Source organism: Microbacterium fluminis (assembly GCF_051549805.1).
Taxonomy (GTDB): domain Bacteria; phylum Actinomycetota; class Actinomycetes; order Actinomycetales; family Microbacteriaceae; genus Microbacterium.
On sequence record NZ_CP196042.1, the window covers coordinates 2,570,012 to 2,583,664 of the forward strand.

Here is a 13,653-nt window from a genome sequence, read left to right on the forward strand (position 1 = left end):
CTGCCCGAACAAGGACACCCCCTGCATGAAGACCGCTGAGATCGCGAGCCGCTTCCTCGACTACTTCGACAAGCGCGGACACACGATCGTGCCGTCCGCCTCGCTCGTCACCGACGATCCGGCCCTGCTGTTCACCGTCGCCGGCATGGTGCCGTTCATCCCGTACCTCAGCGGTGTCGTGCCGCCGCCGTACCCGCGCGCGGCCGACGTGCAGAAGTGCATCCGCACGAACGACATCGAGGAGGTCGGCAAGACCCCTCGTCACGGCACGTTCTTCCAGATGCTGGGCAACTGGTCGTTCGGCGACTACTTCAAGGAAGACGCGATCCGCTACGCGTGGGAGCTGCTCACCTCATCGGAGGCCGACGGCGGTCTCGCGTTCGATCCGAAGGACCTGTGGGTCACCGTCTACGAGGAGGACGACGAGGCCCACGACCTGTGGCTGAAGCTCACCGACCTCCCCGAGGAGCGCATCCAGCGGCTGGGCAAGGACACCAACTACTGGTCGACGGGTCTGCCGGGTCCGGCCGGGCCGTGCTCGGAGATCTTCTTCGACCGCGGTCCCGCCTACGGCATCGACGGGGGCCCCGCCACCGACGACGACCGCTACGTGGAGATCTGGAACCTGGTCTTCATGCAGTACGAGATCACGAACGTGCGCTCGAAGTACGACTTCGACATCGTGGGCGAGCTGCCGGCGAAGAACATCGACACCGGCATGGGCCTGGAGCGCATCGCGTTCATCAAGCAGGGCGTCGACAACATGTACGAGACCGACCAGGTGCGGCCCGTGCTCGACCTCGCTGCGAGGCTCGCGGACAAGCCCTACGGCCACGAGTCGCACGAGGACGACGTGCGCCTGCGCATCGTCGCCGATCACGTGCGGTCCTCGCTCATGCTGCTCGCCGACGGGGTCACCCCGTCCAACGAGGGCCGGGGCTACATCCTGCGTCGCATCATGCGCCGCGCCATCCGCTCGATGCGTCTGCTCGGCGTCGACGGCCCGACCTTCCCGGAGCTGTTCGCCGCCTCGCGCGACGCCATGAAGGAGTCCTACCCCGAGGTCGAGACCGACTACGCGCGCCTGTCGGCGTACGCGATCGCCGAGGAGCAGACCTTCCTGCGCACGCTCGCGGCCGGTTCGGCGATCCTCGACCAGTCGGTGGCGCAGACGAAGGATGCCGGGGGCACGACGGTGTCCGGGTCCGAGGCCTTCCTCCTTCACGACACCTACGGGTTCCCGATCGACCTCACGCTCGAGATCGCCGAGGAGGCGGGGCTGAGCGTGGACCGCGAGGCGTTCGACACCCTCATGCTCGAACAGCGCACCCGCGCCAAGGCGGACGCCCGCGCCCGCAAGGGCGCGATCGCCGACCAGAGCGCCTACCGCGCGTTCCGCGCGGCCGGGGAGACGGTGTTCACCGGCTACACCGACCTCGAGACGGAGTCGACCGTGCTCGGCATCCTCGTCGACGGACGGTCGGCGGATCGTGCGACGCAGGGGCAGATCGCCGAGGTGATCCTGGCGGAGACCGCGCTGTACGCGGAATCGGGCGGCCAGGTCGCCGACAAGGGTGTCATCGTCGGGCCGGGCTACGAGCTCGAGGTGCTCGACGTCCAGCGCCCCGTGCCCGGACTGGTCAGCCACACCGTCGAGGTGACGGCCGGCGAGGTCGCGGTCGGCGTGCCGGCTACGACGGTCGTCGACGCGCTGAACCGGCACGCCGCCCAGCAGGCGCACTCCGCGACGCACCTCGTGCACGCGGCGATCCGCGACACGCTCGGCAAGACCGCCACGCAGACCGGCTCCCTCAACCGCGCCGGATACATGCGCTTCGACTTCAGCTGGGGCTCGGCGCTGTCGCCCGAGACCCGCTCGGAGATCGAGGAGATCGCCAACAACGCGGTGCGCGACAATCTCGAGGTCGTCACCCGCGAGCTGACGCTCGATGAGGCCAAGACGGCCGGCGCGATGGCGCTGTTCGGCGAGAAGTACGGCAGCACCGTGCGCATGGTCGACATCGGCGGACCGTGGTCGCGTGAGCTGTGCGGCGGCACGCACGTGGCCCGCAGCGCCGAGATCGGATTGGTCAACCTCGTCGGCGAGTCGTCGGTGGGGGCGTCGAACCGTCGCGTGGAAGCCCTGATCGGGCTCGACGCGTTCCGCGACCTGGCCGCCGAGCGCGCCATCGTCTCGCAGCTGTCGTCGTCGCTGAAGACCCCGAAGGACCAGCTCACCACGCGCATCACCGAGTTGGCCGCGAGCCTCAAGGCGGCCGAGAAGAAGATCGCCGCGTTCGAGGCGCGCGCCCTCGCAGATCGCGCCCCGTCGCTGGCCGAGCAGGCGACCGCCGCCGGTCGCGTGCAGCTGGTGGCCGAATCGATCGGCGCGGCGGGCTCGGGCGACGATGTGCGCACGCTCGCACTCCAGGTGCGCGACCGGCTGGGATCGGCACCGTCGGTCGTCGCGCTGGGCGCGATCGTGGGCGACCGCCCGGTGGTCATCATCGCCACCAACGAATCGGGCCGCACCGCCGGAGCGAAGGCCGGCGTGCTCGCCAAGGTCGCCGCCGGCGTGCTCGGCGGCGGCGGCGGCGGACGCGACGACGTCGCACAGGGCGGGGGAGCGGATGCCTCGGCTCTGCCCGCGGCGCTGAGCGCGGTGCGGACCTCGCTGGAGACGGCCCCCGCGTGACGGCGTCCGATCCGGCGCAGTTCCGTCGCGGGGCCCGCATCGGCGTCGACGTCGGCAAGGCGCGGGTCGGCGTGGCACGCAGCGACCCCGACGGGATGCTCGCCGTGCCGGTCGAGACCGTCCCTCGTGCCGGAGCCTCGGTGGCGCGCGTCGTGGCCCTCGCGGAGGAGTACTCCGTGGTCGAGATCCTGGTCGGCCTGCCCCTCAACATGCGCGGCGAGGACACCGCCTCGACGCAGGATGCGCGGGACTTCGCCGCGGCGGTGGCCGCAGCATCCGCCGTTCCCGTCCGTCTCGTCGACGAGCGCCTGAGCACCGTGTCGGCGCACGCCGCCCTGCGCGACGCGGGGCGGTCACAGCGTTCTTCTCGTAGCATTGTGGATCAGGTCGCCGCGGTCGTCCTGCTCCAGCAGGCCATCGACGTCGAGAAGCACAGCGGACGACCTCCCGGAACCCCCGTCCCCCCGGCCCAGGAGTCCGCCTGATATGCCCGAATCCCCGTCGCCCTTCGACGATCCGTTCGCGGATCTGTTCGGAAAGCTGCCCGACCCCCGGTCGCAGCGCCCGGCGACCCCGGAGGAGCGCGATCAGGACCGCCCGGTCCGCAACGCGACGCAGGCGACGTCCGGCTCGCCTGCGGTCGCACCGGCTCCGGTGACCCCGGCCACGGGATCGATGGATGCCTCACCCGCCCCGCTCTCCCGGCGCGAGGCGCGCGCGGCCGCTGCCGCCGCGGCTGCCCCGGCGACGGCGCCCGCCGAGCCGACCTCCCCGCCCACGGAGCCCCCGACCGCCGCCACGGAGCCCGCACCTCCGGTCGCCGGGCCCGCGTCACCGGTCGCCGAGCCCGCACCTCCGGTCGTCGAGCCAGTCGAAGCGCCCGCTTCGCCTCGCACCGCCGCGGACCCCACCGCTGCCGCACCTGCCCCCGCGACCGAGGATGCCGCATCTCCGGCCGCCGAACCGCCGGTCGCTGCGGCCACGCCCCGCGCGGAGACCGCTCCGACGGCACGGACACCGCACGCGCGCCCCTCCGGGCGACGCACGCCCGATCTCCATGCGGCCGCGTCGGCGGGGATCGAGGACCTCTTCACCGGCGAGCGCACGACCGACGAGCTCGGCGCCCCGCCTCCGCCGCCGAACAAGCGCCGCCGACGCACCGGACGCTGGATCGCGCTGGTGGTGGTGCTGGTCATCCTCGGCGGCGCCGCCGGCGGCGGGTTCTACGTCTGGAACACCTACCAGGACAAGATCCGGGGCTTCTTCGGCTGGACCGAGCCCAAGGACTACGCCGACGGCCAGGCCACGGGCGAGGCCTTCGTGACGATCTCAGCGGGCGACACCGGAGCCCCGATCTCGCAGACCCTGTTCGACGCCGGTGTGACGAAGACCCCCACGGCGTTCTACGACTACCTCATCAGCACCGGCCAGAACCCGCCGTTCGTCCCGGGCGTGTTCAAGCTGCAGAAGCAGATGACGTCCGCCGCGGCGCTCACGGCGCTCCTCGATCCGGCGAGCAAGCAGCAGAACGGCGCGGCGATCCCCGAGGGCTTCACGGTCTCGCAGACGCTCCAGCGCCTCGCCGACGGTACCGGTATCCCGCTGGCCGACTTCGAAGCGGCGGTGAAGGATCCCGCCGCCTACGGCGTGGCGGCGCAGTCGCTCGAGGGCTGGCTGTTCCCCGCGACGTACCAGTTCGATCCGAGCGCCACCGCGACGACGATCATCCAGCGTCTCGTCGACCGCACCATCCAGTCACTCGACGCGGCGGGCGTGCCCGCCGCCGATCGCGAGCGCATCCTCACGACCGCGTCGATCATCCAGCGCGAGGCCCGCACCGACTCGTTCGACAAGGTGTCGCGCGTCATCCAGAACCGGCTCGACCAGGGCATGAAGCTGGAGATGGACTCGACCGCGCAGTACGGGTACGGCGAGCTGCACGCGGGCACCGCGAGCACGTCGAATGCCGCGCAGTACGACCAGAACCCCTGGAACACCTACGTCATCGACGGGCTGCCGGTTACCCCCATCGCCAACCCGGGCGACGCGGCGATCGCCGCCGCGATGCACCCGGCACCCGGTCCCTGGCTGTTCTTCGTGACGGTCAACCTCAACACCGGGGAGACGATCTTCTCCGTGACGGCCGACGAACACCAGGTGGCCGTCAACCAGTGGCGGCAGTGGTGCACCGACAACCCCGGCTCGGGATGCTGATCGAGCCCTCCCGGCTGGAGGTGTGGGGCGACCCGATCGCGCACAGCAGGTCGCCGCAGCTGCACGCGGCGGCCTACGCGGTGCTGGGACTCGACTGGACCTACGGGCGGCGGCGGGTCGCGGCATCCGGCCTCACCGACGCGCTCGCCTCCCTCGACGCGACCTGGCGCGGACTGTCGCTCACGCATCCCCTGAAGACCGCGGCCTTCGAGGCGGCGGTGTCCCACGACCGCCGCGCCGAGCTCTCCGGCGCGGCCAACACGCTGCTGCTGACGCCCGACGGTCCGCGCGCGTTCAACACCGACGTCGGCGGGATCGTCCGCGCGCTGCAGGAAGAGGGGATCGACGCGACGGATGCCGCGCGCATCGTCGGTGCCGGAGCCACCGCCACGTCGGCGCTGATCGCCGTCGCCGAACTGGGCGCCCGCCGCGTCGAGGTCGTCGCGCGGCGGCCTGAGGCCGTCGGACCGCTCGCCGTGTTGGGGGAGGGCCTCGGCGTCGTCGTGGAGGCCGTGCCGCTCGGCGCCGCCCCGTCCTCCGTCCCGCTCACCATCGCCACGCTGCCGGGCGACACCGCCCTCGCACCGGAGGTCGCGGCCGACCTCGCCGAGACGGGCGGACTGCTGCTCGACGTGGTCTACGGGACCTGGCCGACCCCGCTCGCTGCGGCGTGGGAGCCCACCGGACGCACAGCGGTGTCCGGACTCGGGATGCTGCTGCACCAGGCCGTCCTGCAGATCCGAGTGTTCCTCACCGGCAGCCCCGACGAGGCGCTCCCCGACGAGGACGCGGTGCTCGCCGCGATGCGCCGTGCCGTCGTGGGAGACTAAGGGAATGCTCCGCGTGCTCACGGCCGGCGAATCGCACGGCCCCGAACTCGTCGCCATCATGGAGGGTCTTCCTTCCGGCGTCCCCGTCTCCCGTGCCGCCATCCAGGCCGATCTCGCCCGCCGCAAGCTCGGCTACGGACGCGGCTCGCGGATGAAGTTCGAGGAGGACGAGCTCACGCTGAGCTCCGGCATCCGTCACGGGCTCTCCCTCGGCAGCCCGATCGCGCTGCGCATCGGCAACACCGAGTGGCCGAAGTGGGTCGAGGTGATGAGCCCCGAGCCGGTCGAGCTGACCGAGAAGTCGCGTGGTCGCGGCGCCGCTCTGACCCGCCCGCGTCCGGGTCACGCCGACCTCGTCGGTATGCAGAAGTACGACTTCGACGAGGCGCGCCCCATCCTCGAGCGTGCCAGCGCGCGCGAGACCGCGGCGCGTGTGGCGCTCGGCGCCGTGGCCCGCGCGTTCCTCGCCGAGCTCGGCATCCGCCTGGTCAGCCACACCCTGTCGATCGGTCCGGTCCAGGTGCCCGAGGGCGCCGCGCTGCCGACCCCCGACGACGTCGATCTCCTCGACGCCGACCCGCTCCGCTGCTTCGACCCCGGGACCTCCGCGCGCATGGTGGCCGAGGTCGACGATGCCCGCAAGGACGGCGACACCCTCGGCGGCATCGTCGAGGTGCTCGCCTACGGACTGCCCCCGGGTCTCGGCTCGCACGTGCAGTGGGACCGCCGCCTCGACGCGAAGCTCGCGCAGGCGCTCATGAGCATCCAGGCGATCAAGGGCGTCGAGGTCGGCGACGGCTTCGAGACCACCCGCCGCCGCGGGTCCGCCGCCCACGACGAGCTGTTCGTGACGGGCGACGGCATCTCGCGGTCATCCGACAGGGCCGGCGGCACGGAGGGCGGCATGTCCACGGGCACGGTGCTGCGCGTGCGCGCGGGCATGAAGCCCATCGCCACCATCCCGCACGCGCTGCGCACCGTCGACGTCGCCACGGGGGAGACCGCCGCCGCGCATCACCAGCGCTCCGACGTGTGCGCCGTGCCCGCCGCCGGGGTCGTGGCCGAGGCGATGACCGCGATCGTGCTCGCCGACGTCGTGCTCGAGAAGTTCGGCGGCGACAGCGTCGGCGAGACCCGCCGCAACCTGCGGAGCTACCTCGACGCGATCCCGTCGTCGCTGCAGACGACCGCCGCGAGCGACCCCGCCCTCGCGGGGGCATGACCGCGCGCGCACTGGTCTTGATCGGGCCCATGGGAGCGGGCAAGACCAGCATCGGCAGGCGCGTCGCGAAAGCGCTGCGGGTGCCGTTCTACGACTCCGACATCGCCGTGGTGCGCGCGCACGGGCCGATCGAGGAGATCTTCGCCGCCCACGGTGAGGCGCGCTTCCGCGAGTGGGAGCGGGATGCCGTGCGCGACGGACTCGCGCAGGACGGGGTCGTGGCGCTCGGCGGGGGAGCGGTGCTCGACGGGGGGACGCAGCGCGCGCTGCGCGATCATCGGGTCGTGCTGCTGACCGTGGAGCCGCGCGTGGTCGCCGGTCGCGTCCGCGATTCGACGCGACCGCTGCTGCAGGACGGCGACGCCCTGGGCCGGTGGACGAGCATCATGGATGCCCGCCGGCCGATCTACGAGTCGCTCGCCGACATCACCTTCGACACCTCGCACGGCCCGTTGCAGCAGGTCGCCGACGCGATCGTCGCGTGGGCCCGCACCGCGCCCGACCGACAGGAGCACGCATGACCGCCGCCCCCGATGCCTCCGGCACCACGACCATCTCGGTGACCGGCGACGCCTCTTACGACATCACGGTGGGGCGCGGCATCCTGTCGTCCCTGTCGTCGGTCCTCCCGGCGGCCGCGCGCAAGGTGCTCGTCATCCACCCGCCCACGCTCGCCGCGGAGGCCGCCGCGCTGCGTGAGCAGCTGCTCGGCGATCGCGAGGTGCTGCTGGCCGAGATCCCCGACGCCGAGCAGGGCAAGCGCATCGAGGTGGCCGCGTTCTGCTGGCAGGTGATGGGCCAGGCGGACTTCACCCGGACCGACGTGGTGGTCGGCTTCGGCGGAGGAGCCGTCACCGATCTCGCCGGGTTCGTCGCCGCCACCTGGCTGCGCGGAGTCGAGGTCGTCCAGGTGCCCACGACCGTGCTCGGCATGGTCGACGCCGCCGTCGGTGGGAAGACGGGCATCAACACCGCCGAGGGCAAGAACCTCGTCGGCGCGTTCTGGGCGCCGCGCGCGGTCGTGTGCGACCTCGACCTGCTCGACTCCCTGTCGCCCCACGAGCGCGTGGCGGGGTACGCCGAGGTCGTGAAGGCCGGGTTCATCTGGGCGCCGGAGATCCTCGATCTGATCGAGGCCGACGCCGTCGCGGCCGTCGACCCGCGGTCGGAGGCCTTCCGTCGCACGATCGAGCTCGCGATCGACATGAAGGCGCGCGTCGTGGGGGAGGATCTCCGCGAGGCGGGGCTGCGCGAGATCCTCAACTACGGCCACACCCTCGGGCACGCGATCGAGCACGCCGAGCGCTACCGCTGGCGCCACGGGGCGGCCATCTCGGTCGGGATGGTCTTCGCCGCCGAGCTGTCGCGCCTGGCCGGCCGCCTGTCCGACGAGTCGGCGCAGCGGCACCGGGACATCCTCGAGACGCTGGGTCTGCCCACCTCGTACCGCGCCGGCGCGTGGCCGCAGCTGCTGTCGACGATGCAGCGCGACAAGAAGAGCCGCGGCGGGATGCTGCGCTTCATCGTGCTCGACGACATCGCCCGGCCGACGGTGCTGCAGGCGCCCGACGAGTCGCTGCTGTTCGCCGCCTACCAGGAGGTGGGCGCGTGAGCGCCCCGCGCCGGCTGCTGCTGGTGAACGGCCCGAACCTCAACCTCCTCGGCGTGCGCGAGCCCGACGTCTACGGCACGGCGACCCTCGACGACGTGGTGCGGATCGCGACGGATGCCGCGGCCGCCCGCGGTTTCGAGGTCCGTGCCGTGCAGAGCAATCACGAGGGCGTGCTCATCGACGCGATCCACGCCGCGCGGACGGACTGCGCCGGCATCGTGATCAATCCCGGCGGACTCACGCACACCTCCGTCGTGCTGCGCGACGCCCTGTCGGCCGTGGCGCTGCCGGTGGCCGAGGTGCACATCTCCGACGTCCTCGCGAGGGAGCCGTTCCGCCATCACTCGTACGTCGCCGACGTCGCCGTGGTGCACGTCGTGGGTGAGGGCGTCGAGGGCTACCGCACGGCCGTCGACCGCCTGGCCGAGGTCGTCTCCGGCCTCGCCGAGGGGTGAGCGCGACCGCTCTCACCCGTGGCCGTCGGCGTCGATCCAGGTGTGCCACGGCGTGAGGCGGTCGAGGTGCACGACGGCGTCGAACGCCGTCAGGGCGGGCGCCCGCAGCGTCTCGGTGACGTGCATGGTGGCGGTGCACGCGGTGAACGCATCGGCGACCGGACCCTCGGAAGGCACCGCGCGCAGGTCGAGCAGGGCGTCGCCGATCTCGGCGGAGGCCATCAGCGCATCGAGCGTGCCCGGGAGAGGCGGCGGCAGCGCGTCGACGAACGGGCGGGACTGCCCGACGGGGGATCCCGGGTCGGGTCGGTGCAGCCAGGCGTCACCGCCGCCGTACGTCGCGCCGAGAACGACGACCTCGCGGCCGAACTCGGCGGAGAGGTGCTGGCCGAGCGAGGCGAGCGGCTCCGGGAAGATCGGCGGGGCGTGCAGCGGCGACCGCTGGGCGTGCCCGTTGGCGGCGACCACCAGCATCCGCGGCTCGCGCTGCGCGATCCATCGCACGGTGTCGGCCATCGCGCGATCCCGCAGATTCGCTCCGGCGTACGTGCGGGTCGCCCCCGCGGCCATCGCGACGAGGAACGCGTTCATCTGCCGGGCGAGCGCCGCCGCGTGGATCGCCGCGTCGAGCTCCCCCTCGTCGACACCCTCCCGAGCGAGGTAGATCGGGCGCATCGCGCGCATCCGTTCGGCCAGCGCGTCGATCGCGACGGTCATCGCGTCGCGGTGGGCCCCGTCGAGCGCCAGGTAGGCGTGCAGGTTCGCCGCCGCCCACGCCAGTCCGCTGCGGTCCTCCGGCAGGTAGTCGAACAGGGGGAGGAGGTCGCGGCGGACCACGGCGGCGTAGGCCGGGTCGACGACGTCGAGCATGGTCAGCGTCGCCCGGACGGAGGGGCGTGCCGACGAGGCCGAGTCCGGGAGGTCCATGCCGTAGAAGCGCACCGGGCGTCCCGACTGGACGGACTGCCGCATCCACAGCACCTGGTCGAGCATCTCCTGGCACTTGCCCATGTGATAGGTGACGCCGTCCTTCAGCGCATCCCGGAGCGAACCCGTGCCGGTGGCCACCCAGCCCTCCAGCGCGCGCCCCTCCACGAATCCGGACTCCATCACCAGAGCGGTGAAACCGGCCTCGCGCGCCAGGAAGCGGAACAGCCGGTGCCGGAGGGCGTACGCCTCGTGCGCACGGTGCAGGCTCTCGGCGATGACCACGATCCGCGCATCGCCGATCACGTCGAGGAACGGCCTCAGGTCGGCGTCATCCGTCTCGTCGGGGTCGAGGGTCGCGATCGGGTGCGCCCGCGCGCGCACCCAGGCTGCGGCATCCGTCATCGCTGCTCCCTCCGGATCGCACCCGACGATACGAGTTCCCCGTCGCGCGCATCCGCTGTTTCGCGCACCGCGTACGGGCCGCCGGACCGCGCGGCGAAACGCGCCCGTCTAGAATGGGCGGTCGGACCAGTTCCGACGACTCTCACGCAGCACCACCGACAGACACGAAACGGACCGCACATGGCCTCCACCGCAGACATCAAGAACGGCGTCGTCCTCAGCATCGACGGACAGCTGTGGAACGTCATCGAGTTCCAGCACGTCAAGCCGGGCAAGGGCGGCGCGTTCGTGCGCACCAAGCTGAAGAACGTCGTCTCGGGCAAGGTCGTCGATCGCACCTACAACGCCGGCGCGAAGATCGACATCGAGAACGTCGACCGCCGCGACTTCACCTACCTGTACAACGACGGCGACAACTTCGTCTTCATGGACGTCGACGACTACGACCAAATCAACGTCGGCGCCGCCACCGTGGGCGACGCGGCCCACTTCCTGCTCGAGAACCAGCAGGTGCAGATCGCGTTGAACAACGGCAACCCCCTTTACGTGGAGCTGCCCGCCTCGGTCGTGCTCGAGATCACCTACACGGAGCCGGGCCTGCAGGGCGACCGCTCGTCGGCCGGCACGAAGGCCGCGACGCTCGAGACCGGGTACGAGATCCAGGTGCCGCTGTTCGTCGACCAGGGCACCAAGGTCAAGGTCGACACCCGCACGGGCGACTACCTCGGCCGCGTCAGCTGACGCGGCGGATCATCCACCGATGAGTGCCCGCACGAAGGCGCGCAAGCGCGCCCTCGACATCCTGTTCCAGGCGGACGTCCGCGGCGACGAACCCGCCGTCGTGCTCGCGACCGAAGCCAAGCGCGCGGCGAGCGAGCCGGCGCGCGAGGCGTCCTGGCTCTATGCGCGCGAGATCGTCGACGGCGTGATCGACAACCGCGACGCGATCGACGAGCAGATCACCACCTACGCCAAGGACTGGTCGCTGGCGCGCATGCCCGCCGTCGACCGCGCCCTGCTGCGTATCGCCGTGTGGGAGCTGCTGTACAACGACGAGGTGCCCGCGGGCGTGGCGATCGACGAGGCGGTGGAGCTCGCGAAGGAGTTCTCCACCGACGATTCGGGCGCGTTCGTGCACGGCGTGCTGGGCCGCGTGGCGCGCTCGGTCTGAGCCCGCGCGTCAGCTGTCTTCGGACGCCAGCACGTCGAGGTAGTGCTGGTTGAACATGATGCCCAGCACGTTGCCGAACGGGTCGACGACGGATGCCGTGACGAACCCGTCGCCCTGGGTGGTCACCGGCAGGTGCGGTGTCGCCCCGTGCGCGAGAAGACGCGCGTAGGCGGCCTCGACGTCGTCGACCGCCCAGTACGCGACGACGCCGCCCTGCGTCTCGGGGATCGGTCCCGCGAAACGCGCATCGAGGATGCCGAGCTCGTGCGAGTAGTCGCCGAGGCGGAACTCGACGTAGGCGATGTGCCCGTCGAACTCCTTGCGGAAGTAGGGTTCGACACCCAGCACGGCGGCGTACCAGCGGGCCGCCTCGTCGACGTCGGCGGCCGAGTAGGTGATCGTGGAAAGACCTCGAAACATCATCGCTCCTGTCCTGTCGATGTCTCATTGTCCCGCGGACCTCCGACATCCGAGCGGGCGCGTCACTCGGTCGTCCACGGCCATGTCCCCGGGTCGCCCCGGGAGCCCTCCCGTAGACTCCCGGAGGAAGGAGAGCGCATGCGGATCACCGGCTTGGGCCACGCGGGGATGTTCATCGATACCCTCGGGGGGAGCATCCTGTGCGACCCCGTGATCGGACCGAGCTTCTTCGGCTCCTGGTTCCCGTTCCCCGACAACCGAGGGCTCGACTGGGAGCGCTTCGGCGCTGCGGACTTCCTCTACATCTCTCACCGGCACAGGGATCACTTCGATCCCGCCCTGCTCGAGCGCTACGTGCGCAAGGACATCCGGGTGCTGCTGCCGGAGTACCCGACCGACGACCTCGAGCAGGATCTGCGCCGCCTCGGCTACGACAACCTCATCGAGACCCAGGCGGGCGTCCCGCTCGAGTTCGGCGCACTGAGGCTCATGGTCACGCCGCTGCGCGCACCCTCGGACGGGCCCATCGGCGACTCGTCGCTGTCGGTCGACGACGGCACCGCCAGCATCCTGAACCAGAACGACTCGCACCCGCTGGATCTCGAGAAGCTGTTCGACTTCGGCACGCCCGACGCGTACTTCACGCAGGTGTCGGGCGCGATCTGGTGGCCGATGGTCTACGACCTGCCCCACGACGCGAAGCAGAACTTCGCGAAGCTCAAGCGCGATGCGCAGAACAAGCGCGCGATGTACTACATCGAGAAGGTCGACGCCGCGCACGTGTTCCCGATGGCGGGGCCCCCGATGTTCCTGCGCGAGGAGCTCTTCCGCTACAACGGCACGGGGCTCGAGGACGACTCGATCTTCACCGATCAGAGCCAGTTCCTCGCCCACATGGCCGAGGTGCGCCCCGAGCAGAAGGGGCACCTCTTCCTCCCCGGCACGGAGGTCGAGGTGCAGGGGTCCCACGTCACGACGACGCAGACGCTGTACACGGATGCCGAGATCGACCGGGTCTTCGGGGACAAATGGGCCTACCTCGCCGAGCAGCGCGACGCCCGGCAGGACGTGCTGCGGGCGGAGGAGGCATCCCGCGCCCCCGTCCTGCCCCCCGAGGAGATGCTCGCCGCGCTGAAGGAGTGGTGGGAGCCGCTGCTGCGCCGTGCCCGCACGATCCGCAACGGGGTGGGCGGCCACGTGCGGTTCCGCATCGGCGAGCTCGACATGGTGGTGGACTTCCCGAAGGCGAAGCTGCGCGAGTACGCGGGGGAGGAGTGCATCTACTGGTACACGATCCCCGCCGACCTCGTCTCGACCAACATCCGCGACCATGAGATCGACTGGTCGAACTCGATCTTCCTGTCGATGCAGTTCGAGGTCGGCCGCTCGGGCAAGTTCAACGAGTTCCTCACGACGTTCCTGAAGTGCCTCTCGCGCGACCGCATCGAGTACGTCGAGAACTGGTACGCCGAGCAGTCCGACCAGACCGAGGACGTGCAGCTCGAGGACTGGGTCGTGCAGCGCCGCTGCCCGCACCTGCGCGCCGACCTCACGAAGACCGGCAAGATCGAGGACGGCGTCCTCACGTGCTCGCTGCACGACTGGAAGTGGGACCTGGCGTCCGGTCGCTGCCTCACCACCACCGGCCACCCCATCCGCTCCGCGAAGGCCGAGCCCGCGGCCGAGGCGCCCGCCGCCTGAC

Annotated in this window: 13 protein-coding genes; 11 read left to right on the forward strand and 2 right to left on the reverse strand. The window is 71.3% G+C overall.

Annotated features, from left to right (window positions below; translation table 11 throughout):
• Window positions 1–25 precede the first annotated feature (25 nt).
• Genes alaS through aroQ form a run of 8 tightly spaced genes read left to right on the forward strand, consistent with a single transcriptional unit; the run spans window position 26 to window position 9,028 of the window.
• Window positions 26–2,695 (forward strand): alanine--tRNA ligase, encoded by a 2,670-nt coding sequence (gene alaS, locus ACSJDX_RS12420; RefSeq protein WP_438352969.1) that lies wholly within the window; start codon window positions 26–28, stop codon window positions 2,693–2,695.
• Entirely contained in the window at window positions 2,692–3,180 is a 489-nt protein-coding gene (gene ruvX, locus ACSJDX_RS12425; protein WP_438352970.1) for a Holliday junction resolvase RuvX, read from the forward strand. Before alaS ends, ruvX begins: the two co-directional genes overlap by 4 nt.
• 1 nt (window position 3,181) lies before the next feature.
• Window positions 3,182–4,909, forward strand: coding sequence for an endolytic transglycosylase MltG (gene mltG / locus ACSJDX_RS12430; RefSeq protein ID WP_438352971.1), 1,728 nt, complete (start codon window positions 3,182–3,184; stop codon window positions 4,907–4,909).
• On the forward strand, window positions 4,903–5,739 hold the full coding sequence (locus tag ACSJDX_RS12435; RefSeq protein WP_438352972.1) for a shikimate dehydrogenase: 837 nt from the start codon (window positions 4,903–4,905) through the stop codon (window positions 5,737–5,739). Before mltG ends, ACSJDX_RS12435 begins: the two co-directional genes overlap by 7 nt.
• A 4-nt stretch (window positions 5,740–5,743) precedes the next feature.
• On the forward strand, window positions 5,744–6,961 hold the full coding sequence (gene aroC / locus ACSJDX_RS12440; RefSeq protein WP_438352973.1) for a chorismate synthase: 1,218 nt from the start codon (window positions 5,744–5,746) through the stop codon (window positions 6,959–6,961).
• The gene (locus ACSJDX_RS12445) at window positions 6,958–7,482 is read left to right on the forward strand and encodes a shikimate kinase (RefSeq protein WP_438352974.1); all 525 of its coding nucleotides are present in this window, start codon (window positions 6,958–6,960) and stop codon (window positions 7,480–7,482) included. The genes aroC and ACSJDX_RS12445 overlap by 4 nt, the downstream gene beginning before the upstream one ends.
• Complete coding sequence (gene aroB, locus ACSJDX_RS12450; protein WP_438352975.1) at window positions 7,479–8,573, forward strand: 3-dehydroquinate synthase; 1,095 nt, start codon at window positions 7,479–7,481, stop codon at window positions 8,571–8,573. Before ACSJDX_RS12445 ends, aroB begins: the two co-directional genes overlap by 4 nt.
• Window positions 8,570–9,028 carry a type II 3-dehydroquinate dehydratase gene (gene aroQ / locus ACSJDX_RS12455; RefSeq protein WP_438352976.1) on the forward strand — a complete coding sequence of 153 codons (459 nt, stop codon included), beginning with the start codon at window positions 8,570–8,572 and terminating at the stop codon, window positions 9,026–9,028. Before aroB ends, aroQ begins: the two co-directional genes overlap by 4 nt.
• A 12-nt stretch (window positions 9,029–9,040) precedes the next feature.
• Here aroQ and ACSJDX_RS12460 read toward each other — a convergent pair whose 3' ends face one another.
• Window positions 9,041–10,360 carry an erythromycin esterase family protein gene (locus ACSJDX_RS12460; protein WP_438352977.1) on the reverse strand — a complete coding sequence of 440 codons (1,320 nt, stop codon included), beginning with the start codon at window positions 10,358–10,360 and terminating at the stop codon, window positions 9,041–9,043.
• A 180-nt stretch (window positions 10,361–10,540) separates the two neighbouring features.
• Here ACSJDX_RS12460 and efp point away from each other — a divergent pair, with 180 nt between their 5' ends.
• Both efp and nusB read left to right on the forward strand, forming a co-directional pair.
• Window positions 10,541–11,101, forward strand: a complete 561-nt coding sequence (gene efp / locus ACSJDX_RS12465; protein ID WP_438352978.1) for an elongation factor P — start codon at window positions 10,541–10,543, stop codon at window positions 11,099–11,101.
• A gap of 19 nt (window positions 11,102–11,120) precedes the next feature.
• The gene (gene nusB, locus ACSJDX_RS12470; protein WP_438352979.1) at window positions 11,121–11,531 is read left to right on the forward strand and encodes a transcription antitermination factor NusB; all 411 of its coding nucleotides are present in this window, start codon (window positions 11,121–11,123) and stop codon (window positions 11,529–11,531) included.
• Window positions 11,532–11,540: 9 nt separating this feature from the next.
• Here the strand turns inward: nusB and ACSJDX_RS12475 are convergent, their stop codons facing one another.
• Window positions 11,541–11,954, reverse strand: a complete 414-nt coding sequence (locus ACSJDX_RS12475; RefSeq protein WP_438352980.1) for a VOC family protein — start codon at window positions 11,952–11,954, stop codon at window positions 11,541–11,543.
• A gap of 135 nt (window positions 11,955–12,089) precedes the next feature.
• Between ACSJDX_RS12475 and ACSJDX_RS12480 the strand changes: the two genes are divergently transcribed.
• Entirely contained in the window at window positions 12,090–13,652 is a 1,563-nt protein-coding gene (locus tag ACSJDX_RS12480) for a Rieske 2Fe-2S domain-containing protein (protein WP_438352981.1), read from the forward strand.
• The last annotated feature ends 1 nt before the right edge of the window (window position 13,653 follow it).

Excerpts from the sequence above, each read along its gene's own strand:
- alaS (WP_438352969.1), top strand. The coding sequence starts at position 26 with ATGAAGACCGCTGAGATCGCGAGCCGCTTCCTCGACTACTTCGACAAG.
- nusB (WP_438352979.1), top strand. The coding sequence starts at position 11,121 with ATGAGTGCCCGCACGAAGGCGCGCAAGCGCGCCCTCGACATCCTGTTC.
- efp (WP_438352978.1), top strand. The coding sequence starts at position 10,541 with ATGGCCTCCACCGCAGACATCAAGAACGGCGTCGTCCTCAGCATCGAC.
- aroC (WP_438352973.1), top strand. The coding sequence starts at position 5,744 with ATGCTCCGCGTGCTCACGGCCGGCGAATCGCACGGCCCCGAACTCGTC.
- aroB (WP_438352975.1), top strand. The coding sequence starts at position 7,479 with ATGACCGCCGCCCCCGATGCCTCCGGCACCACGACCATCTCGGTGACC.
- mltG (WP_438352971.1), top strand. The coding sequence starts at position 3,182 with ATGCCCGAATCCCCGTCGCCCTTCGACGATCCGTTCGCGGATCTGTTC.
- ACSJDX_RS12445 (WP_438352974.1), top strand. The coding sequence starts at position 6,958 with ATGACCGCGCGCGCACTGGTCTTGATCGGGCCCATGGGAGCGGGCAAG.
- ACSJDX_RS12435 (WP_438352972.1), top strand. The coding sequence starts at position 4,903 with ATGCTGATCGAGCCCTCCCGGCTGGAGGTGTGGGGCGACCCGATCGCG.
- ACSJDX_RS12460 (WP_438352977.1), bottom strand. The coding sequence starts at position 10,360 with ATGACGGATGCCGCAGCCTGGGTGCGCGCGCGGGCGCACCCGATCGCG.
- ACSJDX_RS12475 (WP_438352980.1), bottom strand. The coding sequence starts at position 11,954 with ATGATGTTTCGAGGTCTTTCCACGATCACCTACTCGGCCGCCGACGTC.
- ACSJDX_RS12480 (WP_438352981.1), top strand. The coding sequence starts at position 12,090 with ATGCGGATCACCGGCTTGGGCCACGCGGGGATGTTCATCGATACCCTC.